Source organism: uncultured Negativibacillus sp., from assembly GCF_944388365.1.
Lineage (GTDB): Bacteria > Bacillota > Clostridia > Oscillospirales > Ruminococcaceae > Negativibacillus.
The window spans coordinates 1-22,889 of record NZ_CALXIN010000015.1 but is presented as its reverse complement, the minus strand read 5'-3'; the positions used below and the strand labels follow the sequence as shown (position 1 = coordinate 22,889).

The 22,889-nt window shown below is 50.8% G+C and carries 30 protein-coding genes; 29 read left to right on the top strand and 1 reads right to left on the bottom strand.

The window, feature by feature from the left end; genetic code table 11:
• Window positions 1–682 precede the first annotated feature (682 nt).
• From Q0L39_RS04010 to Q0L39_RS03870, 29 genes are all read left to right on the top strand, one after another.
• Window positions 683–1,225, top strand: a complete 543-nt coding sequence (locus Q0L39_RS04010; RefSeq protein WP_296627045.1) for a Chromate resistance protein ChrB — start codon at window positions 683–685, stop codon at window positions 1,223–1,225.
• Between the two features lie 46 nt (window positions 1,226–1,271).
• On the top strand, window positions 1,272–2,522 hold the full coding sequence (hflX, locus tag Q0L39_RS04005; RefSeq protein ID WP_296627044.1) for a GTPase HflX: 1,251 nt from the start codon (window positions 1,272–1,274) through the stop codon (window positions 2,520–2,522).
• Between the two features lie 60 nt (window positions 2,523–2,582).
• Entirely contained in the window at window positions 2,583–3,365 is a 783-nt protein-coding gene (locus tag Q0L39_RS04000; RefSeq protein WP_296627043.1) for an EcsC family protein, read from the top strand.
• Window positions 3,366–3,546: 181 nt separating this feature from the next.
• On the top strand, window positions 3,547–3,948 hold the full coding sequence (locus Q0L39_RS03995; RefSeq protein WP_366916342.1) for a PadR family transcriptional regulator: 402 nt from the start codon (window positions 3,547–3,549) through the stop codon (window positions 3,946–3,948).
• Window positions 3,893–5,026 (top strand): DUF4097 family beta strand repeat-containing protein, encoded by a 1,134-nt coding sequence (locus Q0L39_RS03990; protein ID WP_296627042.1) that lies wholly within the window; start codon window positions 3,893–3,895, stop codon window positions 5,024–5,026. The genes Q0L39_RS03995 and Q0L39_RS03990 overlap by 56 nt, the downstream gene beginning before the upstream one ends.
• Before the next feature lie 320 nt (window positions 5,027–5,346).
• Window positions 5,347–6,180 carry a pyridoxamine kinase gene (locus Q0L39_RS03985; protein WP_296627041.1) on the top strand — a complete coding sequence of 278 codons (834 nt, stop codon included), beginning with the start codon at window positions 5,347–5,349 and terminating at the stop codon, window positions 6,178–6,180.
• Window positions 6,181–6,198: 18 nt separating this feature from the next.
• Entirely contained in the window at window positions 6,199–6,720 is a 522-nt protein-coding gene (locus Q0L39_RS03980; RefSeq protein WP_366916341.1) for a TIGR04002 family protein, read from the top strand.
• A gap of 21 nt (window positions 6,721–6,741) precedes the next feature.
• On the top strand, window positions 6,742–7,344 hold the full coding sequence (locus Q0L39_RS03975) for a TIGR04100 family radical SAM protein (protein WP_296627040.1): 603 nt from the start codon (window positions 6,742–6,744) through the stop codon (window positions 7,342–7,344).
• 429 nt (window positions 7,345–7,773) lie between these two features.
• Window positions 7,774–8,724 (top strand): G5 domain-containing protein, encoded by a 951-nt coding sequence (locus Q0L39_RS03970; protein ID WP_296627039.1) that lies wholly within the window; start codon window positions 7,774–7,776, stop codon window positions 8,722–8,724.
• A gap of 212 nt (window positions 8,725–8,936) precedes the next feature.
• Window positions 8,937–9,380, top strand: a complete 444-nt coding sequence (locus tag Q0L39_RS03965; protein WP_296627038.1) for a hypothetical protein — start codon at window positions 8,937–8,939, stop codon at window positions 9,378–9,380.
• 20 nt (window positions 9,381–9,400) lie between these two features.
• The gene (locus tag Q0L39_RS03960) at window positions 9,401–10,630 is read left to right on the top strand and encodes a PBSX family phage terminase large subunit (protein ID WP_296627037.1); all 1,230 of its coding nucleotides are present in this window, start codon (window positions 9,401–9,403) and stop codon (window positions 10,628–10,630) included.
• A 13-nt stretch (window positions 10,631–10,643) separates the two neighbouring features.
• A complete protein-coding gene (locus Q0L39_RS03955) occupies window positions 10,644–11,855 on the top strand; it encodes a serine/threonine protein phosphatase (RefSeq protein WP_296627036.1) in 1,212 nt (403 codons plus the stop codon).
• A complete protein-coding gene (locus tag Q0L39_RS03950; protein ID WP_296627035.1) occupies window positions 11,845–12,810 on the top strand; it encodes a hypothetical protein in 966 nt (321 codons plus the stop codon). The genes Q0L39_RS03955 and Q0L39_RS03950 overlap by 11 nt, the downstream gene beginning before the upstream one ends.
• 12 nt (window positions 12,811–12,822) lie before the next feature.
• Complete coding sequence (locus Q0L39_RS03945) at window positions 12,823–13,164, top strand: hypothetical protein (protein WP_296627034.1); 342 nt, start codon at window positions 12,823–12,825, stop codon at window positions 13,162–13,164.
• A 33-nt stretch (window positions 13,165–13,197) separates the two neighbouring features.
• On the top strand, window positions 13,198–14,208 hold the full coding sequence (locus tag Q0L39_RS03940; protein ID WP_296627033.1) for a phage major capsid protein: 1,011 nt from the start codon (window positions 13,198–13,200) through the stop codon (window positions 14,206–14,208).
• 14 nt (window positions 14,209–14,222) lie between these two features.
• On the top strand, window positions 14,223–14,582 hold the full coding sequence (locus tag Q0L39_RS03935) for a hypothetical protein (RefSeq protein ID WP_296627032.1): 360 nt from the start codon (window positions 14,223–14,225) through the stop codon (window positions 14,580–14,582).
• Window positions 14,564–14,896, top strand: a complete 333-nt coding sequence (locus Q0L39_RS03930) for a hypothetical protein (RefSeq protein ID WP_296627031.1) — start codon at window positions 14,564–14,566, stop codon at window positions 14,894–14,896. The genes Q0L39_RS03935 and Q0L39_RS03930 overlap by 19 nt, the downstream gene beginning before the upstream one ends.
• Window positions 14,889–15,368 (top strand): hypothetical protein, encoded by a 480-nt coding sequence (locus Q0L39_RS03925; protein ID WP_296627030.1) that lies wholly within the window; start codon window positions 14,889–14,891, stop codon window positions 15,366–15,368. Before Q0L39_RS03930 ends, Q0L39_RS03925 begins: the two co-directional genes overlap by 8 nt.
• The gene (locus Q0L39_RS03920) at window positions 15,368–16,438 is read left to right on the top strand and encodes a hypothetical protein (protein WP_296627029.1); all 1,071 of its coding nucleotides are present in this window, start codon (window positions 15,368–15,370) and stop codon (window positions 16,436–16,438) included. The genes Q0L39_RS03925 and Q0L39_RS03920 overlap by 1 nt, the downstream gene beginning before the upstream one ends.
• Before the next feature lie 12 nt (window positions 16,439–16,450).
• Complete coding sequence (locus tag Q0L39_RS03915; protein ID WP_296627028.1) at window positions 16,451–16,825, top strand: hypothetical protein; 375 nt, start codon at window positions 16,451–16,453, stop codon at window positions 16,823–16,825.
• A gap of 10 nt (window positions 16,826–16,835) precedes the next feature.
• Entirely contained in the window at window positions 16,836–17,126 is a 291-nt protein-coding gene (locus Q0L39_RS03910; protein WP_296627027.1) for a hypothetical protein, read from the top strand.
• On the top strand, window positions 17,111–17,485 hold the full coding sequence (locus tag Q0L39_RS03905) for a hypothetical protein (RefSeq protein ID WP_296627026.1): 375 nt from the start codon (window positions 17,111–17,113) through the stop codon (window positions 17,483–17,485). The genes Q0L39_RS03910 and Q0L39_RS03905 overlap by 16 nt, the downstream gene beginning before the upstream one ends.
• Window positions 17,466–17,819 (top strand): hypothetical protein, encoded by a 354-nt coding sequence (locus tag Q0L39_RS03900; RefSeq protein ID WP_296627025.1) that lies wholly within the window; start codon window positions 17,466–17,468, stop codon window positions 17,817–17,819. Before Q0L39_RS03905 ends, Q0L39_RS03900 begins: the two co-directional genes overlap by 20 nt.
• Window positions 17,816–18,733 carry a hypothetical protein gene (locus Q0L39_RS03895; RefSeq protein ID WP_296627024.1) on the top strand — a complete coding sequence of 306 codons (918 nt, stop codon included), beginning with the start codon at window positions 17,816–17,818 and terminating at the stop codon, window positions 18,731–18,733. Before Q0L39_RS03900 ends, Q0L39_RS03895 begins: the two co-directional genes overlap by 4 nt.
• Before the next feature lie 11 nt (window positions 18,734–18,744).
• Window positions 18,745–19,107, top strand: coding sequence for a hypothetical protein (locus Q0L39_RS03890; RefSeq protein ID WP_296627023.1), 363 nt, complete (start codon window positions 18,745–18,747; stop codon window positions 19,105–19,107).
• Window positions 19,108–19,115: 8 nt separating this feature from the next.
• Window positions 19,116–19,475 (top strand): hypothetical protein, encoded by a 360-nt coding sequence (locus Q0L39_RS03885; protein WP_296627056.1) that lies wholly within the window; start codon window positions 19,116–19,118, stop codon window positions 19,473–19,475.
• Window positions 19,476–19,490: 15 nt separating this feature from the next.
• A complete protein-coding gene (locus tag Q0L39_RS03880; protein WP_296627022.1) occupies window positions 19,491–20,570 on the top strand; it encodes a baseplate J/gp47 family protein in 1,080 nt (359 codons plus the stop codon).
• Between the two features lie 14 nt (window positions 20,571–20,584).
• Complete coding sequence (locus Q0L39_RS03875; protein WP_296627021.1) at window positions 20,585–21,184, top strand: hypothetical protein; 600 nt, start codon at window positions 20,585–20,587, stop codon at window positions 21,182–21,184.
• Between the two features lie 3 nt (window positions 21,185–21,187).
• Window positions 21,188–21,661, top strand: coding sequence for a hypothetical protein (locus tag Q0L39_RS03870; RefSeq protein WP_296627020.1), 474 nt, complete (start codon window positions 21,188–21,190; stop codon window positions 21,659–21,661).
• Window positions 21,662–21,725: 64 nt separating this feature from the next.
• Here Q0L39_RS03870 and Q0L39_RS03865 read toward each other — a convergent pair.
• Window positions 21,726–22,889 (bottom strand): DNA translocase FtsK (locus Q0L39_RS03865; protein ID WP_296627019.1); only part of this gene is annotated, 1,164 nt, incomplete at its 5' end.

Sequence of the window (22,889 nt, the reverse complement as noted above, 5' to 3'; positions counted from 1 at the left end):
GATCTACTTGAGGAAACGCCGCCCCTTTACATAGGGGTGGTTATTTCTTTATGCAAAGCAAGTTCGCTTGACAGCGGGCTTTTACAGGTGATATAATAGGTAGCAGAAGGACGGCTTCCTGTGTCAGAGGACGGTCGTTCCCAAATAAGCAATGAACTTGAGGAAACGCCGCCCCTTTACATAGGGGTGGTTATTTCTTTATGCAAAGCAAGTTCGCTTGACAGCGGGCTTGTACAGGTGTTATAATGAGTACCAGAAGGACGGCTTCCTGTGCTAGAGGACGGTCGTTCCAAGTTCAAGTTTATAGCTTGTAGAAACGCCGCCCCTTTACATAGGGGTGGTTATTTCTTTATGTAGGACAGAATCCCAAAGATAACCGTAAAGAGCAGGTTTAAAAGTGCAATGACTTCCAAAACTGTCATAGCGGTCCCCCCTTTTTCTACTTTTATACGAAAAAGAGGAACAACCGTGCCGTCCTTCCGGCAAACAACAGTATACCACAAAATGAGAACAATGTAAACAAATCCCTTTCGGCAGACGTCGAAAGGGATTTGTTTATATAGAAAAAGCCAATGCTGTCAGCGAAAGAATCACTTGCAAGTATTGCAAACGGCAGTATAAACGGGTAAAATAAATGTAATGGATGTTTCAGAAATGTGAGATCATCAAAGGGGGCAAGACGATGGCAGAACCGATCCGTTGGCTGGCGCTGGGATACAGTGTGCCGGTCAATCCGTCCAAAAATCGCGTGTATGTCTGGAGAAAACTCAAGGAGTACGGCGCGGAGTATTTTAAACAGGGTGTTGCCCTACTGCCATACAACCGGCAGAGCTATACAAGGTTTAAGTATCTGCTGGGCAAGATTGTGGAAATGGGTGGAGAGGCTTCGATCGTCGAGATGAAGTTCTTGGACCCGAAGGATGAGCGTGAGGTGGTGGCTCGCTTCCGCGAACAGGCGATGGAGGAACTCAGCGAGCTGAAAAAAGACTGCGCGCAGGTGCTGGGTGAGCTTGCAAACGGCGGAAGTGCCTTTACCGAGGACCAGACCGAGCAGGTGAAACGCATCATCAAGCGCTATTCCAAGGCGCGCAGCCGCAACCACTTTGGTCTGAGCTATGCGCAGGATGTGGAAAAGGGATTGTATACGATTATTTCGGTGGCGCGTCAGGCATCGGCGGAGCTGTCCACACAGCTTGCCAAAGCGATGGAAAAGGCCAACAAGTAGCCTTTTTGCCGGCGCGCACATAAAATGATACAGCGGAGGAAACAAAATGTACGAAAACAGCCAGAAACAACAAACCGCGCTGCTGGCAGCGGTGGACACCGGTGAGTATGATGTACAGCGCTCGGTGGATGAGCTGGAGGAGCTGGCAAAATCTGCCGGTGCGCAGGTGGTGGGAAGGATTATCCAGAAAAAGGAGAAGCCTGATCCTGCCACGCTGATGGGCGCGGGAAGGCTGGAGGAAGCCGCAGAATTTGTGCGCGCGCAGGAGGTGGATCTGGTCATCTTTGACCACGAGCTGGCGCCGGCACAGCTGAAAAACATTGAAAGGGTGGTGGATGCGGCGATCATCGACCGCACCACCCTGATACTGGATATTTTTGCACAGCGTGCGAGAACCAGCGAAGGCCGCTTACAGGTGGAGCTGGCGCAGTTAAAGTACCGGCTGCCGCGTCTGAGCGGATTGGGCACCAGTCTGTCGCGTCTGGGCGGCGGCATCGGCACCCGAGGCCCAGGTGAGAGCAAGCTGGAAAGCGACCGGCGACACATCCGGCGGCGGATTCACGCGCTGGAGGAGGAGCTGGACGCGCTGGAAAAACGGCGCGGCCTGATGCGTCAGCGCAGAAAGAAGGACGATGTCATCAGCGTAGCGATTGTGGGATACACCAACGTGGGAAAATCGACGCTGCTCAACACACTGACCGACGCCGGCGTACTGGCGAAGGATATGCTGTTTGCGACGCTGGACCCGACCTCTCGTGCGCTGAGCCTGCCCGACGGACGCAAGGTGATGCTGATCGACACAGTTGGACTGGTGAGCAGGCTGCCGCACCAGCTGGTACAGGCGTTCCATTCCACGCTGGAGGAGGCAGCGGAGGCGGATTTGATTTTGAACGTTTGCGACGTCTCCTCTCCGGAGTTTGACCAGCAGCTGGAGGTTACGACGGGACTGCTCAAGGAGCTGGGCGCGGAGAATGTGCCGATATTGACGGTACTGAACAAGTGCGACAAGCTGCCGGAGCTGCCGATGACCTTGAACAAGAGCACGGCGGCAATCTCTGCCAAGACCGGCGAAGGCTTGGATAAGCTGCTGGAGAAAATTGTGCTGAATCTGCCGGAGACGCACCGGCATTTGCATCTGCTGATTCCGTACGAGAAAAGCGGGCTGATCGAGGAGATCCGTCAGAACGGCAAGGTCTATGCGGAGGAGTACCGTGAGGACGGAACCTTTTTGGATGCAAATGTGGATTTGAAGATTTGCCATCGGGTACAGGATTACATCCTGCTCAACGAGGAGTAGAAAAGGAGGGCGCACGTGGAGCTAAACAACCGACGTCAAAGCCATTTACAACAGAGGAAGTTGAACAAGCTGGAAAAGCAGGAGCAGAAGCTGTTGGAGCAGCGGCCGTCGCTGCTGAGCCAGAAGGCGGCAGCATGGACGGCGCCGGTGCGGGAGCGTGTGCGCGAAAAGATTCCTGGCAAGGCAGAACAGGCGGCGGAGAAGTCGGCGCAGGTTTTGCAGAAAGCATTTGAAAAGAGCTTTGATCTGGTCTTGGAGAAGGGAAGCGGGATGATTGCAAAAACCTTCTCGGAGAAAAAGCTATTGGAGAGGTACGAACACTTCTCAAAAAAGCCGCTGTCCAGTTGGGAACTTACCAAGCTAGGCACATCGGTTGCCATGCGGGCGTCGGGAAACATGGTGTTTTCAACGGTACAGGGTGGTGCGATGGGTGCATTGGGCATCGGTCTGCCGGATGTGCCGATTTTTCTGGCGGCGGTGTTTAAGACATTGTTTGAAATTTCGCTCAGCTTTGGGTATCCATACGACCTGCCACAGGAGCAAATTTATCAGATGCTTTTGATTTGTGCCGCAGTGGGTGAGGAAGTCGAGCGATATCGCGCATCTATGGATGCGGATACAGTGGCGCAGGAGATTCGGCAAGGGATAATGCCGTCTATTTCCCGCGAGCAAGCCAAGGAACGAGCTTCCAAAGCCTTATGCAGTGCAGCTTTAACAGGAAAACTGATACAGGGAGCACCTATTGTGGGAGTGTACGGTGGCTTTCGCAACGGAGTGCTGCTGCGGCAGATCGGCAGTCTGGCGGCAGTGAAGTATCAGCAGCGGATGCTGCGCGAATTATAGCAGAATCATTTGATGATAGAAAAAGCAGTCGATCGACTGCTTTTTTGTTGCCGGAAAATGAGGAGGATTTATAAATAATAGCCAAATAAAAGCACAAACATTTATTAAGTATGTATGTTGCAATATAGAATAACAAGCATTATAATATATACAACAAAACAAGATAGGAGGCGAGAAGCAGATGAACACACAGTTTAAGAAAGGCGCGCTGGAACTGTGCGTATTATCCCAGCTGAAAAAAGGTGACAAATACGGATATGAGCTGACCGAACGTATCTCGCAGGAGATGGAGCTGGCGACGGGAACACTGTATCTGATTCTGAAACGACTCAAGGACGAGGGTCGTCTCGAAACCTATTCGGTGGAATCGGACGGCAGACCGGCAAGAAAGTATTATCATCTGACCGAGAAGGGCAGCGAGTATCATCAGACACTGCGGGAAGAGTGGAAGGAATTTACCGCAGCGGTGGATCGGTTGATGGATGAAGGAGAAGAAACGACAGAACAGTCAGAGGGAGGAAACAAAGATGACCAGAGCGGATTATATGCAGCATTTAAGAGAGGCTTTAGTGGGCTACGATAGCCAGTTTGTGCAGGAAATTCTCGACAACTACGAGGAACATTTCGAAGCAGGTATCAGAAGCGGACGCACCGAGGAGGAAATCTGCGAAGAGCTGGGAAACATTGAAAGTTTCCTGAAAGACATCGAGGATATGATGGGTGACAAGGATATCCACACCCACGAGATAGAAAAGGTGACAGCCATCCAACAGGAGAACAAGAGGGATGACAACGGAGAGATTGGCTGCATTGAACTGTCGATGCTGTCGATTGATGTATCGGTGCTTCCTTCCAGGGACGGCCAGCTTCATTCTTACTTTGAAAGCGGCAAGGACAAAGGAGAATATCTGGAGGAGGATTTTTCCGGCGGCTGCTATTTTGCAAAGGAACGTCCGAGAAAGAAAAACGGGAAGGACAAGAGCTTTTTAGGGATTGCGTTTATGGTCGGCTTTGGAAACAATACCGACGATCTGGGAAGGTTGATTGTAGAAGTTCCGGCACAGGTGCATACAGTGAAAGTAAAGAGCTTACAGGGAGATATTACCGCGGAAAATTTGAAGGCAGAAAAAACGACGCTGGAAAGCATGAGTGGGGATATTCGGCTGACACAGTGGACTTCTCCGGTGATGCAGGTCAAAACTTTCAGCGGCGATGTGAAGGCTCATGAAGTATATGCACAGGAAAGCACAATGCAGACAACCAGCGGTGATGTGGAGATTCGCTGCGGCAAAGTTAAAGAGCTGAGTATCAACAGCACCAGTGGTGATATTAAAATTTTGGATATGCAGATGGAGCGGCTGAAGGCAAAGAGCGTCAGTGGTGACATCGAAGTGAATGACAGTGAAGCGGAAGAGCTGAGCGTATCCAGCACCAGCGGCGATGTCAAAGGCAGATTGTACGGCAAAAAGTTGTCGGTACAGACGGTCAGCGGTGATATTAGAATGACATTGGACAGAAGAGGAAAGCGTCTGATGGCGCGAAGCCAGACGATGTCGGGAGAGGTTCGCATCGTTGATAATTATCAGCCAGGCGGCCAAGCCGATGCAGATGCGATCACCGGATATTTTTCGACCATCTCTGGAGATATTACCGTGCGATAGAACGGACAATAAAAAAACAGCAGTCGGGTAGACTGCTGTTTTTTATTGTCTATAAAGGCAAAATGGAGTTTCGGCGAGTTGCCAATAATGGCGGAGAAAATAGAGCTGGATTTTGAGCAAAACACAGATAACAATATTTTATGATTGTAGTTAAAATGATTGGATATTGGCAGAATAATATAAATTTTGGGATATATTTGACTGCATGTTTATATAATTGATATAAAATTCCGAAAGAGGGCAAGATGAAAGAAAAATTTTCTTTTGAGGAGGGAAAAGGGTAAAATAAAGGACAGAAAAACAGAGTTGGAGGAATGAGAATGGCAATCCCGAAGGTGGCAGCGATCCACGACCTTTCAGGACTGGGAAAATGTTCGTTGACAGCAGCAATTCCGATTTTGGCAGTATGTGGTGTGCAGGCGGTACCGATGCCGACAGCAGTATTGAGTAACCAGACTGCCTTTGAAAGCTATACAGGTGCGGATCTTTCCATTTATATGCCGATGATTGCAGAGGAATGGAAAAAGAGAAGGGCAGAGTTTCAGGGGATTTTTACGGGCTATCTGAGCAGCGAACAGGAAGTAAAATGGGTGGAAGGTTTTATCGACGAATTTCGCAAGGAAGATACTTTGATTTTGGTCGATCCTGTCTTGGGAGACGAAGGAAAGTTTTATCGCGGGTTTGGCGATGAAATGTGCTGTGCGATGCGCAATCTTTGCAAAAAAGCGGATGTTATCACGCCGAATCTGACAGAGGCGTTATTCCTATTGGGAAAGGATGCGGCGCTTGCCGAGCAGGGAGAACCTTTGGAGATTGTGGAGCAATATGCAAAGGAGCTATCCAAGCTGGGACCATCGACGGTGATTATCACCGGCATTCACCAAGGAGAAAACATCTGGAATGTCGGTTTTGATGCGGTAAATAAGGAATGTTTTTCGGTGAGCACCAGAAAGATTGGCGAAGGCTATTCTGGAACAGGGGATATTTTATCGTCGGTTGTCTGCGGATGCATGGTTCGAGGTGAAAGCGCCCATCAGGCTTTGGAAAAGGCAGCAAAGTTATTGGAAGCTTCCATTGCAGAAGCGGTGGAGGATGGAACCGATCCAAACGAAGGAATTGCGTTTGAACATCATCTGAAACTATTGATGGATTGATTTTGGAGGGACAGTATCGTGAGATTACAGATGCATGAAAAACAGAAAAATTTGACACTGAGCGCGATGTTTGCGGCAGTGATTATGTTGATGATCGTCTATTTCTTCCACATTCCAGTGGGAGCCAACGGCGGATATCTGCATTTTGGAGATGCTTTTATCTATCTGGCGGGCTGTTTCCTGCCGATGCCCTATGCCTGCGCCGCCGCCGCGATTGGCGGAGGTTTGGCAGATGTGATGTCGGGAGCTGCCATCTGGGCGATTCCGACCATGATTATCAAGCCTTTGACGGCAATTTGGTTTACCAGCAAGAAGGATCATCTGCTGAATCCACACAACATTGCAGGTATCTTTGCGGCAGGACTGGTTTCGATTGCAGGATATTATCTGGCAGAGGCAATTTTGGTCGGCAACTGGGCAGCACCTTTGGCAACAATCTGGGGAAATGTGGTACAGGCGATTGGAAGCGGCATCATTTTTATTGTGATGTCGGTGGCTCTGGATCGGTTGGCATTGAAAAAAAGATTGCAGAATATATAAATAGGAAGGAAACAAGGAAAAATGTCGGATATTTTTTATACCTATGGTGGGCAGCTCTATGTGAATCTGACCAATCAGTGTCCCTGTGCATGCACCTTCTGCGTACGTTCACAGGCGAAAGGTCTGGGCTCAGCGGAAAATTTATGGCTGGAACACGAGCCAACCACAGAAGAAGTGAAAGCGGAGTTGGATCAATATGACCTTACTCAGTTTGATGAGGTTGTTTTCTGCGGGTATGGAGAACCAGTCTGTGCGTTGGACAGAATGATTGAAGTGGCCGATGAGATTCACCGGCGAAGCAATGTTTCTGTTCGTCTGAACACCAACGGATTGGGAGACTTGATCCATCAGAAAAGAGTGGCGCCGCTGCTCAAAGGCCATATTGATGTGGTATCCATCAGCCTGAATGCGCCCAACGAGGAGGAGTATCTGGCAGTAACACGGCCGAAATTTGGAAAGGGTTCCTTTGAGGCTTTACTGCAATTTGCAAGAGATTGCAGAGAAAATGGACTGGATACGAGGCTGACCGTGGTGGATGTGATTGGTCAAAAGGCAATCGAACAATCCCGCGCGTTGGCACAAAGTCTGAATGTTCCGCTTCGCGTGAGAGAGTATACAGAATAAAAAAAATCCCTGTGCGTCTTTAAAGATGCACAGGGATTTTTTATCTTTGGAAGGAAAAAGGAAAGCGGACAAAAGACAAAAGTCACGTCAAAAAAACTAGTAAGAATTATACAAATACTACAAAAATAATGCGCCTAGTTATTGTACAAAATAGAAAAGTGTCCTGGAAAGGGTATTTTAAGGCAATTTGCACATAATTTTTCAAGGTTTTCATGATTTTAGATTCAATATCAATGTTTTTTTACAAAAAGTTTTCAAAAATCGACAGCTTAAGAACCACTTTTTACAAAGTGGATTTTCTTGACAGCAAAAAAGAGAATGAATATAATGACAAAAGACTTGTGAATCAAGTATCAGCTGCGGAAATATAAGCCGCGCTGTATCTGCTGGTTTGTCTATTTTGGCAAATCGGAAACAAAGGAGAACGTTATGCAAAACATCAGAAGAGAAGCCCAGAGTCAGGATCGCAAAATCAAAAGAGCTGTGGCATGTATGCTTTCTGTTGCAATGGCAGCAATTATCTTTTGGGGAATCGCCCTGGAAAATAAGGCAGAAAATGAAATGCAGGATATGACAATCGCTGATTCGATTCGTGCAGCGGGAGATACGTTATCTGCCTCTGCTGATCCGACCAAGTTTACCGGAACATCCGCTCATCAGGAGAGCAAGGGATATGTACAGGAGTTATCCGATCTGTTTTCCGGAGAGGATGACGAGAATGAGGACTGGGAGGACTATGAGCAGCCCCCAAAATCGCTGCGCGTGGTGACCTCCGCACCGGAGAGCAGAACCAAAGTGGTCGAGCGAGAAGAAGTGATCGAGCACGAAGTACAGGAGCGCAAGACCTCTTTATTAAAAGAGGGTGTCACCAAAGTGATTCAGGAAGGCTCCGATGGAAAACGCAAGGTAACGATCGAGAAGTTGATTGTAGATGGTGAAGTTCGCAGAGAAACCGTTCTGGAAGAAGAAATCTTGAAGCAGCCGGTGACGGAAATTATCCTGGTAGGTGCTTCGGGACAGGAAGCTGCGATTTCTCCATTACAATTTGATGTAGAGCTGGACGAAAACGGGATTCCGGTGGAGTACAGCAGTGTTTTGACCAATCAGGTTTCGACCGGCTACAATCTGGGTTCCAAGGCAATGGGTGCTTCGGGACAGGGTCTGTCGGCAGGTTATGTGGCGGTACACCCGGGAGAGATTCCATACGGCACCAAGCTCTATATCACCAGCGCTGACAACAGCTTTGTCTATGGGTTTGCCATTGCGGCGGATACCGGTTTAGGACTGTTGGGAAATCAGATCGACGTCGATCTGTATTATGACACCTATCTGGAAAGTTGTTTACATGGCAAAAGAAATGTAAATATTTATATCCTGTAAGGAAAAGGCATCCGTTTTGTGCGGATGCCTTTTTTAGATGCAAGGTCTGAAACGGAAAGAGGAGAACGCTAAAGAAGGAGCGTTCTCCTCTTTTTTTTATCAAAATTTTTGCAGGTGTGTAGTTTGTTGCAGTAAAAAGGGCAACTTTTTGCCTCAAAACGGGTATGGGTGAAGAGAGAATTTTAAAAGCATCCATCGAAGGGAGGAGGAAGATGCAGAGCGATACAGAACAGATCAAGGAATTTGCGTACTGGTACTTTTGGCTGAGAGATCCACAGCAGGCGGCCCAAAAGGCAGGACTGGAAAATGGGATTGCACGATTGGGAGAGCGCAGTGTACAAAAGGAGCTATCCAAGCTGCAGAAAAACTTCGCTGAACAATCAGCAGGGGAGCTTGCCAAGCTGGGATTATGCCGCATTCTATTTTCGCAGCCGGTGCTGGAGGATGGAAAAACGCAGGACAGCTTTTCGATCGGCAAGTGCTGCACAGGCAAAGAGGCGGAGTATCAGTTTTTGGACAAGATCAAGGCATGTGAACTGCTGCTGAGGTTGGAGGAGATGGATCAAACCCGACAAAAGAATGATTTTGGAAGTCTTTTGTCGGCTTTACAGCAGGGAGCTCAGGAGATAGAAAAGGAAGAAGGTGAGGAAGGATAAAAAAGTTCAGTCAAAAGCAGATGGAACTGCTGAGCTGGTGGTGTCCACAGAGGAAAAGCAGCCAATATGATGGGGTCATCTGTGACGGAGCAGTGCGAAGCGGAAAGACGATGTGCATGTCGTTATCCTTTTTTATCTGGAGTATGGCGCAGTTTGACGGAGAGAGCTTTGCAATCTGCGGAAAAACCATTTCCTCGGTAAGGAGAAACGTACTATTACCTGCGCGGCGGATGTTTCCTGAGCTGGGAATGAACTATCGGGAAAAGCTGTCGCAGAATTACATCGAGCTGAGCTGTGCCGGAAGGGTCAACCGATATTATCTGTTTTCGGGAAAGGACGCAGGCAGTGCATCGCTGATTCAGGGAATGACGCTGGCAGGTGTGCTATTCGATGAAGTCGCTTTACAGGAGCGCGGCTTTGTGGAGCAGGCAGTGGCGCGCTGTTCGGTGGAGGGAAGCAGGTTCTGGTTTAACTGCAATCCAGAACATCCAGGACATTGGTTTTACACCGACTGGATTTGCAGAAGGAAGGAGAAGAATCTTTACTACCTGCACTTTCGGATGGAGGACAATCCATCGTTATCCAAGCGAATGCGAAAGCGATACGAGTCGTTATACACCGGCAGGTTCTACGACCGGTTTATTCTGGGAAAGTGGGTAAGTCCTGAGGGACTGATCTACCCGATGTTCTCGCCGCAAAAGCATGTGGTTGACCAGTGTCCGGTATGCGGCAGGTTTTATGTCTCCTGTGATTACGGGACGGTCAATCCCTGTTCGATGGGATTATGGGGAGAAGCCGGAGGTGTTTGGTACCGTCTGGCGGAGTATTACTATGATTCCAGAAAGGAAGGGTTTTGCAAAACCGACGAGGAATACTACCAGGCATTGGAAGAGCTGTGCGGCGACAAAAGCGTAGAGGCAGTTATCGTTGACCCCAGTGCGGCGAGCTTTATCGAGTGTATCCGCAGACACCGAAAGTACCGCGTGATTCCGGCGAGAAATCAGGTGGGAGAGGGAATCCATCTGGTGTCCTCGCTGTTACAAACGGGAAAGCTGCAGTTTGACCGAAGCTGCAAGGACAGCATTCGGGAGTTTAGCTTATATCGCTGGAACGAAAAAGCGGGCAAAGACCAGCCGATCAAGGAAAACGACCATGCAATGGATGAGATTCGGTACTTTGCGATGGAGGTGTGCAAAAAAAGAGAGGGTGGATTTTTTGCGATTGCCCAGGAGCGCAGGAGAAAAGGGTAAGGAGGAGTAAACATTGAGACATCCGATCTGGAGTCGAAAGAAAAGGGAACAGACAGAACTGGCCAAGGTGCACGCTGGACAGGCTGTCAGTGTCCAGACAGGACAGATTCGAAGCCATCCCTTTGGGTGGCTGGAATACGGAGCGTTGGACGAACATGAAAACCGATTATTTGATCAGATCCGTCAGGCCGTACCGATTGTGGATGCGTCAATCAACAAAATCATCCGTCTGGTGGGCGATTTTACGGTGGAGTGTTCCAATCAGGAGGCACAGAGGGAACTGGACGAATTCTGCAAAGGGGTTCGGGTGGGGCCTTCTTCCATGGGGTTGGCGCAGTTTTTATACGGCTATCTTGACAATCTGATGACCTACGGCAATGCAGCAGGAGAGATGATTCCTACAGTGGAGGAGGACAGTGTCGGTGCTCTATACAATGTTCCATTGGAGAGCCTGCTGGTAAAACGCGGAGAAAATCCGCTGCAAATTCAGTTTTACAGCTATCCCGACGGGATGACACCGGAGCTTTTGCCGCATCCAGAGCGCATTTTATTCAGTGCGCTCAATCCCAAGGCAGGAGAAATCAAGGGAAGGTCGCTGCTTTCCGGACTGCCGTTTGTAACTTCGATTCTGCTCAACATCTATCAGGCGGTAGGACAAAACTTTGAGCGAATGGGAAATCTGCGCTTTGCGGTGACCTACCGTCCACAGGGAGGCGTGGACGGCGGATATGCAAAGGAAATTGCACAGGACATGGCTCGTCAGTGGGCAGATACGATGCGCGACAGCGGTCAGGTGAAGGACTTTATTGCGGTGGGTGATGTGGACATCCGTGTCATCGGAGCGGACAATCAGGTGATCGACACACAGGTGCCGGTGCGTCAGATGCTGGAACAGATTATTGCAAAGCTGGGACTGCCGCCATTTATTCTGGGTCTGAGCTGGTCGACCACCGAACGGATGAGTCAGCAGCAGGCGGAGATTCTGGCAAGCGAGCTGGAGAGTTACCGCAATTTACTGACACCGGTGATCCTGCGGATTTGCAGATACCATCTGAATCTCAAAGGATTAGGTGGAAGCATCGCGGTCAAGTGGAAGCATGTCAGCATGAGCGACGAGGTGGAACAGGCGCGGGCACAGCTGCTGCGGATGCAGGCCAAACAGATTGAGCGCGCATTGGAGGAAAATCAGACACAGACGAAGGGAGAAACGCACAATGAACTGTAAAAAAGAAGGAAGTCTGATCTGCAAGGGACTGCACATCGGGGAGGAGGATCTGGAGAAGATCAACTCGATGACGCGGAGAGAGTTTAGCGAAGACGAGCTGTACTGCTTCCGCGTGGTGTTGTGTGACAACGACATCGACCGTCAGATGGAACAGTTTGATGTACAGACGCTGGAGGAGCTTGCCGGTCTCTTTTTGGGCAAGACGGGCATCTTCGACCATGAGCCATCGGTGAGAAACCAGCAGGCAAGAATCTACGAGACGAGTGTGGAGAATTTCCCAGGCAAACTCAACTCCCTGGGAGAACCGTATTATGCACTGGTGGCAAAGGCGTACATGGCGCGCACCGAGGGCAACAGAGATTTGATTCTGGAAATTGAAGCCGGAATCAAAAAAGAGGTGAGCGTCGGATGCAGCGTAGCACAGCGGCTGTGCTCGATCTGTCAGAGGGAGAGAGACAGTTTTCACTGTGAGCATATTCCAGGGGAGGTGTACGACGGGAAGCTGTGTTATACCATCCTGCACGGTGCGCTGGATGCATACGAATGGTCGTTTGTAGCGGTGCCGGCACAGCGTCAGGCAGGTGTGATCAAAGGTGCATCCGGCTCTGAAATGGCAGTGCAGAAGTTATGGAAGGCTTCCAGTGGCCGCCGCGGTCTGTGGCTGGATGCGCAGGAGGTTTATCAGCTTCAGCACACGGTCAAAAACTTACTGGAGGACTGTGAACAGGTAAGAAGAAGTGTGCGAAGGGAGGTGACACAGGAGCTGTTTACAGGAAAGAGCGGTGATCACAGGGAGAGCAGGGAGCTGTATGAGCTGCTGGATCAGCTGACGGTGGGTCAGATGAAGGCGCTCAAAAAAATGCTGCGCAGGGAGGAGCCAGTTTCGCTTCAGCAGCCGCAGCTGCACAAAAAAGAGACCGAAGAACCGGTTTCAGACAGAAGTTTTATCATTTAGGAGGATGTTTGGATGAAGGATATTTGTTTACAGGGTTACAACAGCCGATACATTACCATGCTGACCGAAGGAGAGATGGCACCGGGCGATCTGGTGGCGATGAGCGCAAACAACACCGTCAAAAAGGCGGTATCTGGCAAGTTTATGGGAATTGTACATTCGATGCGCGGTGAGTACGCGCTGATTCAGACCGGTGGTTTTGCAGTGCTGCACTGTTCCGGTGAGCTGCCGACAGTGGGTTTTGCATCTCTGCTGGCGGACAGCAATGCGGATGCAGTCAAAGGCGACGGCGGCAGAGAGGTACTGGTGACCGAGGTCGACAGCGAAGGCCAGAACATCGGTGTACTGTTTTAATCATAAAAAAGGACGAGAAAGGGAGAACAAGCGATGAAATACAACTATCAGAACATTTCGATCACCAAAGATTTTTACAAGAGCGGAGAGGGTTTTTCCAAGCATCTGGAAAAAATGGACCCGTCTGAGCAGTATCGCGGCACCGAGCTTGCCGGTTACGATGCGTTTCAGCGTCAGCTCAAACGTTTTGACATCAAGGTATCGGGACACGACAGCGACCGCTTACAGAAGTTTTTTGCAACCTCGGACAGTGCGGCGCTCTTCCCAGAGTATGTTTCCCGTGCAGTCAAACAGGGTGTGGACGACAATCACATTCTGGAGGAAATTTGTGCGGCACAGACCCAGATTGAGGGTATGGACTACCGTGCGATTGTTTCCGATCCGAACTGGGAGGAGCAGGCACCGGCGGTCATTGAGGAGGGCGGTTTTATTCCGGAAACCTCGATTCACCTCAAGGACAGCCTGATTAAGCTGAGAAAACGCGGCCGCATGCTGGTGGCATCTTACGAGTCGATCAAGTTCCAGCGTCTGGATCTGTTTACCGTGGCGCTCAAGCAGATTGGCGCGTGCATCGGCAAGGCACAGCTGCAGGATGCAGTCAACGTACTGATCAACGGCGACGGCAACAACAACGCAGCCGAAGAGGTGAAGCTGACCTCGGCAGAGGAGCTGACCTATCAGGATCTGCTCAAACTGTGGGGCAGTTTTGGCGAGTATCAGATGAACGTGATGCTGGCATCTCCGGACATGATGCTCAAGCTGCTTCAGGTTCCGGAACTGCAGAATCCGGAAACTGGTCTTAATTTCCAGGCGACCGGCTGTCTGTCCACTCCACTGGGAGCCAAGCTGTTTGTATCTTCGGCGGTATCGGAGGGCACCATCATCGGTCTGGACAAGCGTTATGCGCTGGAAATGGTAAGTGCAGGCGGCATCAACGTGGAGTATGACAAGCTGATCGACTGTCAGCTGGAGCGTGCAGCAGTGACTTCCATCGCCGGTTTTTCCAAAATCTTCCCGGATGCGGTCAAGATTCTGACCAAGTAACAGGAGGAAACAGGATGGATGAACAGGTATTGATGCAGGACTTTTGTCTGATCAGCGGTTTGAGCGAGGAGGAGGCGGAACAGTGGCGTCCTCTGGTGCTGGGCTGCTGGGAGGAGCTAAAGGGCCGTCTGCGGGCGAGTGTCCGTGTGGAGGAACATCAGTCGCGGTTGGCGCTGGCATGTGCAGCGCTGGCAAATCACCGGTATCAGAGCATTCAGGGGACGGTATGTGCCAGTGTGAAGGTGGGCGATATTTCCTTTTCCCAGAGTGACGGTGCGCAGGCACGCAAGGAGCTTTTGGAGATGGTGGGAGATCTGCTGGACTCCCAGGGAATCTGTCTGAAAGGAGTAGAGATATGTCCTGCCAGGATGTGATTCGCAGACTGATCCGTCAGTGCGGCAGGGAGGTTCGTTTTCCATCCCAGCAAGGGGAGGTACGCTTTTTGGCGTACCTCAACCCGCTGAGAGAGCAGAGCGACAAGCTGCTGCCAGTAGAATCAGGAATTTTTCATCAGGGGAAATGGCTGCTGCTGGCACCTTATCAGGATGCGAAGGAGATTTCGGAAGGGGTATTCTACGCCGGAGAGGAGTCCTTTGTGTTGGAACGGACAGAGCTTGTCTATTTTAAGAATGAGCCGGCATACCTTTGGGGAATTGCTGCAAAGGCACAGGAGGAAATCAATGGGTGAGTTTTCAGAGATTCTGAGCGTGGTGGAGCAGGAGCTCAGAGCAAGCGATACTTCATTGGAGGTGATTCGGGCCTTTCCAGAGAAAGCAAGGCCGAATCCTCAGCGAAAAAAGTTGGCGGCGATCGGGATTGAGAAGGTGTCGATGGCACCGGTAGGACTCAACGATTATTGCATGGGAGAAAATGTATCGTTGGGCAAGAAGGCGGAAGTGTGGGTGAAGATCTCTTTTTGCTGCACCAATGCCACAGCCTGCTGGGAATTATGGGAAGGATGTGCACAGCGGCTGTTATTTTCCGAGCAGCTGTCATTCAAGCAGATTGAATGTGGTCAGGCGGTATGGAACAAGGAATGGAGCGGTATTGTACTGCCGGTCAAACTGTGCTGTGAGTTTATTCTCAGCGGCACAGGAGAAGGAGACAGCGGATTATTTTATCCGCAGAGCTTCCATATCGTCAGGAAAGGAGAAGTTTGATGAAGAAAATTTATCGTCCGGGAGTCTATTCCCAGTACGATGTGGTCAGCCGGCAGAAAAGCTACACTGGCAGATATGCCTTTTTCTGTGGCGGAGCCAAGGTAAAGGAAGGCAAAAACCTGCCCGCCGGCGGTGTGGTCCAGCTGCGTTCCATCGAACAGCTGGAGGAATATTTCGAAGCACAGGGCAGCGGCGAAATGTTCTGCACAGTGTGCAGAATACTGCTGCAAAGCGGAGTAGAGGGATTGTACGTGGTTCCGGTGACCATTGATGGCACCGAGCCTGCGTCAGAACTGTACAGTGCAGCGATTCAGAAGCTGTGTGAAGTAAAGCAGACCGGCGTGATGCTGTGTGCCAGCAGCGAGCAGAGCGTACTGGAAGTGCTGCGTGACCAGGTACAGCAGGCATCTCAGAACGAGCGTGAACGTCTGGCAGTCGGTGCAGTGGAAAAGGCAAATGCGGAGCAGGTGGCGCAGGCGCTCAACAGCGAGCGATTTGTACTGTGCGCACAGCAGGCGACGAGCAGCCTTGCCGGTGAAACAGCTTCGGTGCTGCTGAGTGCAGCGGCAGTAGCAGGAATGCTGGCGGTATGTCAGCCGATGCAAAGCATGCACAGCCAGGAGTTAGGTGTGCTGGACAGTGTGGAGACGTTGGAAGAGGACGAAGTGGAAACACTGCTGGGTGCGGGAGTTACTGTGCTGGAGGAGAACGAAAGTCAGGCAGTGGAGTGCATCCGCTGTGTGACAACCCGAACCACCACCGGTGGTGAGGAGGACAGAACCTTTGCACCGGTGAACGTGGTACTGATGATCGACGACATTATTCAGTCGGTGCGTCAGCGTCTGACGGCGATGGTGAAAGGCAGTCAGACAGCGTATTCCGAGGACAGCATCGCTTCACAGGTAGCGGTCATTCTGGATGAGAAAAAGCAGGAAGGTCTGATTAGAGATTTTCAGCCACCGGTGGTCTACCGTGAGGAGGACGACCCTTCGGTGTGTGTGGTAGAGCTGGAATTTGGACTGATGGCAGTGTTCAGCCAGATCTATCTGACAGCGCACATTTCGGTGTAAGGAGGGAAAACAATGGCATTGGTTTCGATTCCGACCAGCGCGGACATTTATATTGAAATCAACGGCAAGCGGGTCGCGGCAGCCCAGAGCTATCGGGTGCAGTCCTCCAGAGAGAGCAAGTACATCGAAGCGTTTGGCAGCAGCGAGCCGGTTGGAACGGTGGGAGGCAGAGTAAAACACTGGATTGAACTGTCCAGAGTGTGCTTATACCAGACAGAAGGTGTGGATTTTTATGATCTGAGCGGATTCAATCTGGTGGTGGTCCGTCCTGACTGCAAGATTATCTATTCGGGCTGTGAATGGGCGGACATTACCCAGACCGCATCCGTAGGAGATGTCATTCTGGAGAAGGTCAGCCTGGTGGCAAGCAGAAGGATGAAGGTTTAGGAGGGAGCCGGTGGAAGAAAAGCTGAGACAGCTGTCAGCAAGGGACGAGCTGAGATTAGCGCAGGAAGCACAGAGAGGATATGCCTATCTCTGTGCAGTGATCGGAGAAGAAAGCCAGGGTTTATGGGCGGTTGCACACAATGCGGCGCTGGTCTGCTTTTCGATGCAGGAAGGCGGCAGCAGAAAATACGCTGATGTAGAGGAAGTGCTGCAAAGTTTGAGTCTGCGGCAGATTGCGGCTCTGGCTGGAGCGTACCAGCGGCTCTTTGAAGAGGAGGGCGAAGAATGGACGAAAAAATAAAGGAAAACATGGAAGTGTTTGAAAAAAGCAGTTTTTTCTCCACGCTGGTGCAGCCGGTGAAGCTGCCGTCTGAAGCGGAATCCAAAGGCGAGGTCCAGCCGATTCCTGAGCAAAGCAAGTCGGCACAAACAACCGCATGGGAAAAGCCAGAAGAACCCGAGAAAACAGGTTCGGTCTCGTGGGAGAAAGCCGATCCGATTCCTGCACGAACCAGTTTTGAGGAGCAGCAGGTAATTGAGGTGGAGCGTGCAGTGCCGCAGGGTTTGAGCATACAGCAGGTTTCGGATGAGATGGAGCGGCTTTCCCAGCGGTACGGCAGAGGAATGGAGGAGTGGTTATATGACCAATCTACGCTTTAAGGAGTATACCTTTCGGAACAATCCTCGCAGGCTGGTGGTGCGGCACAGCAGGAAAACGTCGGCAGTATCCTGCTATGGCATCGGCGAGAGCTTACAGGAGCTGGGAAGCGGGCTGACCATCGTCGAAGGAGAAGGCGAGCTGTTTGGAGAGGACGCACTGGAGCAGTTTATTGCTCTGCGCAAGCTGATGCAGCAGGGCGGAAGCGGTATTTTGAGCGGTGCAGGTCTGGAACCGATGCAGGCCGTATTTGACAGTTTGGAAATGGTTGGGCAAGGCGGAGACAAGACGATCAGCTATTCTTTCCGATTTACCGAAGAAAGAGGTGTCCGATGATGGAGTTATCCTTTTTGCTCAAACCGTTAAACGGAGAGGAAAAGCGGCTGAGCAATCCGGTGGAGTTTTCCTGTATTTCGTCGGTGGATACACCGGCGGACAGCATGAAGGCGGTTTTTCTGCTGTCATCGCCGCAGGAGTGGAGCGAAAAGGAGATCAAGCAGATCAGCATACAGTCGGACAAGCGACTGTTTCATGGAATCTGTGACCGTCAGATCGTCAGCCTGGACCAAAGCGGGTGCAGGCTGACAATTTGGGGACGCTCCGATGCAGCGGTGCTTCTGGACAATGAGGCGATTCCACAGGAATACACCCGCGTATCGGTGCAGGAGATGTTTACCAGGCATCTGGCACCATATGGCTTTCAGAACGAACTGGCCTTCACAGGGAGCCTGAACAACTACCGTGTGGCAAAGGGTGTGAGCGAGTGGGAGGCATTCTCTCAGTTTTGCCAGCGGGCAGTAAAACTGCGTCCCTATGTGGATGGAATGAAGGTGTCTTTTCTGCTGGGCGGAAAGGGAAGTCACATCATAGGAAATAAATTTCCGGTCAGCAGCATTGCAAAAACCTTCCGGCGCAGCGAAGTGATCTCTCAGGTGCTGATTCGTGATGAGCTGGGGAGATACAGCACCAAAGTCATCAACGAACAGGCGCAGGGTCTGGAGATTCAGAGGAGCAGATGCCTGATTCCATCCTCTCAATGGGCACAGCCGACGGTGGATGCACGACTGAAGATGGAGGAGTCGATGCAGGGAAGAGCACGATGGGAAATCGAAATTGCAGAGATTTTGGACTGGAAACTGGGAGAAGAAGTGACGGTAAGTTTACCGGAATTATCTTTCCGCGGAAATATTCTTTCCAAGGAGATCGGATTTTCTCAGCGTGGAGAGTACACCAGATTGATTGTGGAATAGGAGATGGAAAGATGTGGCTGGCAAAACGTTCTTGGGCACAGGGAGGAAACTCCTTTGAGTACAGCGGTGATGCACCGGCAAAAACTGTGTGTGCAAAAAGCGGAGAAAAATTTGTGGTGGGTGCATGCGAATACCGTTCGCTGCCGGACTGTTCTCCGTTTGGAGTTTATGCAAAGCCTCCGCAGGGAACAGAGGTGCTGATTTTATCGTCGCCCGTTGGAGAGGTGTGTCTGGGTGCAATTCAGAACGAAAACATTCAGGAGGATTTACAGCCAGGAGAAATCCTCCTATGTTCTGCGGGCGGAGCGAGTATTCGCTTATGCAACGACGGCAAAATTTTGCTCAACGGCAAAGAATGGAAGCAGGAGGAGTAGAATTGGATATGCTGTTATACCGCGGAGATCACCTGCGCAATGCAAGGGGATTTCCGCAGAAGATTGAAGGCGGAGCAGAAGCAATTCAGCAGGCAATGATTCGTTTATCGGTGCCAAAGGGCAGTTTTACACTGGATGAAGAGCTGGGAAGTCGCCTACACACGCTGGGAAATATGGCTGAGGAACAACAGCAGGAACTGGCGCTGGAATATGCCAGGGAGGCTTTGATGGATATGCCAGATATCCGCGTAGTATCTGCCAGCTGCAAACAGGAGGAGTACGGGGTACTGTCTTTTGTTTTTTCCTTGGAGTACACCGGTGTACAGCCGCCGGAACTCTTTGAGTTCAGCTGGCGATTCAATTATTAGGAGAGGAGGAAGTGTGTGGAGCAGGATTTTAATTATTTTCTGGAGCAGATGCAGGAGTATTATACTCAGCTGACCGGTATCCCTGTGCAGGATGCGTCGGATGTTGGCATCCGGTTTCGGGTATTGGCTCAGCAGCTGGCAGGATTACATCAGGAGCTAAAACAGGCGCAGATACAGGCGTTTCCACAGACAGCAACGGGAGAAAATCTGGAGCTGCACGCAGCCCAGCGAGGAATTGTGCGCAAACAGGCGGTCAAGGCAAAGGGAGAGGTTGTCTTTTCCAGAACGACTGCCGCCAGTGAGGATATGGAGATTCCTGCGGAAATCGCATTGACCTGTGCTTCGGTGGAAGGAAGCACAGAGGTGCTGCCGCGATATGTAACCACCAAGGCGGTGATTCTGCATCAGGGAGAGACGCAGGTTACTGCACCGGTGGAGTGCCAGAGTGCGGGAGCAGGCGGCAACATTGCGGCACAGGTGCTCAATGTGATGATTACGCCGGTGCAGGGCATTGTTTCGGTGACCAATCCATCGCCGATTTCGTCCGGAGAGGATGCGGAAAGCGACGAAGTGCTGCGTCAGCGTCTGCTGGACAGTTATCAGGCGGTCACCAACGGAACCAACACAGCGTTTTATTACAACAAAGCGATGAGCTATTCGGGTGTATCCAGCGCAAAGGTCCTACCGAGGGTCAATGGTGTGGGCACGGTGGGAATTGTGGTATCCGGCGCCGGTGTGGATGACGATTTGATTGCCCAGATGAAGCAGGAAATCGGTGAGGTGAAGGAGATCAATGTGGATCTGTCGGTGGAAAAAGCAACTCAGCGGCAGATTGAGATTTCCGCACAGATTGCAGTGGAGGACGGATACAGCTATGAGGACGTCAGTCAGAACTGTCAGCAGGCAGTGGAGAAGTTAATGGAACAGCAGAAGATCGGTCAGCCGGTTTATCAAGCGCTGATTGTGCGGGAGCTGTTGTCCTGTGAAGGTGTGGCAAACTGCAAGGTGGTTTCTCCTTCTGAGGATACCTATCCTCTGGAAAAGGAGATCTTCACCCTTTCTCAGTGCACCATCAGCCAGATGGATCATCAGTAAAGGGAGGAAAAGAAATGGATTGCAGAAAACAGATGTATGCACAGATGGGTTCTCTGCACCTCTATCGTTTTCCAAAAGAAGGTCGTTCTCTGGTTGCCTGTGAGCTGGAAAGCTATCTGAAGGTGCTGGAACCGATGATGGAGCAGATTCAGGCACTGAAAAAAGAGGTTCTGGCGGCGCGATGCAGCGAGGAACAGCTGACAAAATTTGAACGGATGCTGGCAATTCCGGTACACAAGGAAATGGAACTGGACAAGAGAAGGGCAATCGTACAAAGCAAGATGAGCATCGGGCCCAGTGACTTTAACAGAGACGGACTGGAACGCTCGCTGGCAGCCGTGGGAATCAAGGCATCGGTGGAGGATGCTCCAGGAAGTGGAACCATTGTTGTGACGGCAACCGAAATTGCCAACAGCTCGATGACGCTGGATCAGGCAAAAGAAGCCTTCAATGCACTGATACCAGCACATCTGATGGCAGAGTTTGTGACCGGTGGAATCAGCTTTGAAGAGTTTGACTCGCTGGATTACAGTTTTGCACAGCTGGATGCGATGGATAAAACCTTTTCTCAGCTGGAAATGATGGGAATGGAAGAATGGCAGAAGGAGGGATAAACGATGTCGAGCACATATAAGACAACCTATCTGGGCTTGAATAAGTTTGTAGGAAGCGACAAGCCGAAGATGGATGATTTTAATTTTGACAATGAACAGTTGGACAGCAAGTTTCAGGAGCATGTTGAGTCAAATCTGCACATCACGGAAGAGGAACGCAAACTGTTGGGAAAAAGCAACTTTGTGATGGGTACCTATACCGGCGACGGTCAGTCGACACAGATAATTCCACTGGATTTTGAAGCGGAGTTCCTGATGATCTTTACAAAGGGTGAAGAGCTGATTCATGCAAGCGGAAATACCAGCAACATTTATTCGGCGATACTGACACCGCTGGGATGCACCGACGGAGTACTTTTTACAGAGGAAGGCTTTATGGTCAGCTACATATCGACGACTCCTCCGGATGGAAAAAAAACGATGCTGAATGTGAGCGGAAAAACCTATATTTATCTGGCAATTCCAAAGGTAAAGTAACTCTTATAGAGAACAACAAAAAGAGGTTCCAAACAGACATTTCTGTTTGGAACCTCTTTTTGTTTTAGTAGTTTCTTCGGTTATCTTCTGCTTTGGCTGCGGAGATCATCTTCATTTCGATCCAGCGTTCTTTGGAAATCAGAACCTGTCTGGGTTTACTTCCTTCGAACGGACCGATGATTCCTTTTTCTTCCATGGCGTCCATCAGACGGGCAGCGCGTGCATAGCCCAGCTTGAGCCGTCGCTGCAGCATGGAGGTGGAAGCCTGTCCAGTTTCCACCACAATTTCGATGGCGCTGGGGAGCATCTCGTCCTCATCCTCGAATCCGCCTCCGTCATCCTTGGACCCTTTTTTCTTGTTGTCTGAAACGGCGTGACGGTCAATCTCTTGGAGGATGCGCTCGTCATAGGTAAGCGGCTGGGTGGATTGCTTGATAAATTCCACGATCCGCTCGACCTCTCCATCGGTAACAAAGCAGCCCTGTACACGGGTTGGTTTAGAGGAGCCGATAGGTGAGAAGAGCATGTCGCCGCGTCCAAGCAGCTTTTCGGCGCCGCTGCTGTCCAAAATGGTACGGGAGTCAATCTGGGAGGAAACCGCAAAGGCGATACGCGAAGGAATGTTGGCTTTGATGACGCCGGTGATGACATCGACCGACGGACGCTGGGTCGCGATGACCAGATGCATTCCGGCAGCACGCGCCATCTGTGCCAGACGGCAGATGGAGTCCTCAACCTCGCCAGGAGCAGCCATCATCAGATCGGCCAGCTCGTCGATGATGATGACAATCTGCGGCATGGGTTTGAGTCCGTTTTTCTCGGCAGCGCGGTTAAAACCTGCCATGTCGCGGACGCTGTAATCTTTGAACAGCTGGTAGCGGTTGAGCATCTCATTGACCGCCCAGGAGAGCGCACCGGCGGCCTTTTTAGGGTCGGTGACAACGGGAATAAGCAGATGAGGGATGCCGTTGTAAATGCCCAGCTCGACCATCTTAGGGTCGATCAGCACCAGGCGAACTTCCTGTGGAGTGGAGTGATAGAGGATGCTGACAATCAGGGAATTGATGCACACCGATTTACCGGAGCCGGTGGAGCCGGCAATCAGGGTATGGGGCATTTTCGCCAGATCGGCGACGGTGATTTTTCCGGCGATGTCCCGTCCGAGAGCGACCGAAAGAGGACTTTTGGCCTGCTCAAATTCGGGAGAGTCGATAATTTCGCGGATCGA

What these genes read in the sequence shown, in the direction of transcription:
- Q0L39_RS04010 (WP_296627045.1), top strand. Translation starts at nt 683, where the DNA reads ATGGCAGAACCGATCCGTTGGCTGGCGCTGGGATACAGTGTGCCGGTC.
- hflX (WP_296627044.1), top strand. Translation starts at nt 1,272, where the DNA reads ATGTACGAAAACAGCCAGAAACAACAAACCGCGCTGCTGGCAGCGGTG.
- Q0L39_RS03995 (WP_366916342.1), top strand. Translation starts at nt 3,547, where the DNA reads ATGAACACACAGTTTAAGAAAGGCGCGCTGGAACTGTGCGTATTATCC.
- Q0L39_RS03990 (WP_296627042.1), top strand. Translation starts at nt 3,893, where the DNA reads ATGACCAGAGCGGATTATATGCAGCATTTAAGAGAGGCTTTAGTGGGC.
- Q0L39_RS03985 (WP_296627041.1), top strand. Translation starts at nt 5,347, where the DNA reads ATGGCAATCCCGAAGGTGGCAGCGATCCACGACCTTTCAGGACTGGGA.
- Q0L39_RS03975 (WP_296627040.1), top strand. Translation starts at nt 6,742, where the DNA reads ATGTCGGATATTTTTTATACCTATGGTGGGCAGCTCTATGTGAATCTG.
- Q0L39_RS03970 (WP_296627039.1), top strand. Translation starts at nt 7,774, where the DNA reads ATGCAAAACATCAGAAGAGAAGCCCAGAGTCAGGATCGCAAAATCAAA.
- Q0L39_RS03965 (WP_296627038.1), top strand. Translation starts at nt 8,937, where the DNA reads ATGCAGAGCGATACAGAACAGATCAAGGAATTTGCGTACTGGTACTTT.
- Q0L39_RS03960 (WP_296627037.1), top strand. Translation starts at nt 9,401, where the DNA reads ATGGAACTGCTGAGCTGGTGGTGTCCACAGAGGAAAAGCAGCCAATAT.
- Q0L39_RS03950 (WP_296627035.1), top strand. Translation starts at nt 11,845, where the DNA reads ATGAACTGTAAAAAAGAAGGAAGTCTGATCTGCAAGGGACTGCACATC.
- Q0L39_RS03945 (WP_296627034.1), top strand. Translation starts at nt 12,823, where the DNA reads ATGAAGGATATTTGTTTACAGGGTTACAACAGCCGATACATTACCATG.
- Q0L39_RS03940 (WP_296627033.1), top strand. Translation starts at nt 13,198, where the DNA reads ATGAAATACAACTATCAGAACATTTCGATCACCAAAGATTTTTACAAG.
- Q0L39_RS03935 (WP_296627032.1), top strand. Translation starts at nt 14,223, where the DNA reads ATGGATGAACAGGTATTGATGCAGGACTTTTGTCTGATCAGCGGTTTG.
- Q0L39_RS03930 (WP_296627031.1), top strand. Translation starts at nt 14,564, where the DNA reads ATGTCCTGCCAGGATGTGATTCGCAGACTGATCCGTCAGTGCGGCAGG.
- Q0L39_RS03925 (WP_296627030.1), top strand. Translation starts at nt 14,889, where the DNA reads ATGGGTGAGTTTTCAGAGATTCTGAGCGTGGTGGAGCAGGAGCTCAGA.
- Q0L39_RS03920 (WP_296627029.1), top strand. Translation starts at nt 15,368, where the DNA reads ATGAAGAAAATTTATCGTCCGGGAGTCTATTCCCAGTACGATGTGGTC.
- Q0L39_RS03915 (WP_296627028.1), top strand. Translation starts at nt 16,451, where the DNA reads ATGGCATTGGTTTCGATTCCGACCAGCGCGGACATTTATATTGAAATC.
- Q0L39_RS03905 (WP_296627026.1), top strand. Translation starts at nt 17,111, where the DNA reads ATGGACGAAAAAATAAAGGAAAACATGGAAGTGTTTGAAAAAAGCAGT.
- Q0L39_RS03900 (WP_296627025.1), top strand. Translation starts at nt 17,466, where the DNA reads ATGACCAATCTACGCTTTAAGGAGTATACCTTTCGGAACAATCCTCGC.
- Q0L39_RS03895 (WP_296627024.1), top strand. Translation starts at nt 17,816, where the DNA reads ATGATGGAGTTATCCTTTTTGCTCAAACCGTTAAACGGAGAGGAAAAG.
- Q0L39_RS03890 (WP_296627023.1), top strand. Translation starts at nt 18,745, where the DNA reads ATGTGGCTGGCAAAACGTTCTTGGGCACAGGGAGGAAACTCCTTTGAG.
- Q0L39_RS03885 (WP_296627056.1), top strand. Translation starts at nt 19,116, where the DNA reads ATGCTGTTATACCGCGGAGATCACCTGCGCAATGCAAGGGGATTTCCG.
- Q0L39_RS03875 (WP_296627021.1), top strand. Translation starts at nt 20,585, where the DNA reads ATGGATTGCAGAAAACAGATGTATGCACAGATGGGTTCTCTGCACCTC.
- Q0L39_RS03870 (WP_296627020.1), top strand. Translation starts at nt 21,188, where the DNA reads ATGTCGAGCACATATAAGACAACCTATCTGGGCTTGAATAAGTTTGTA.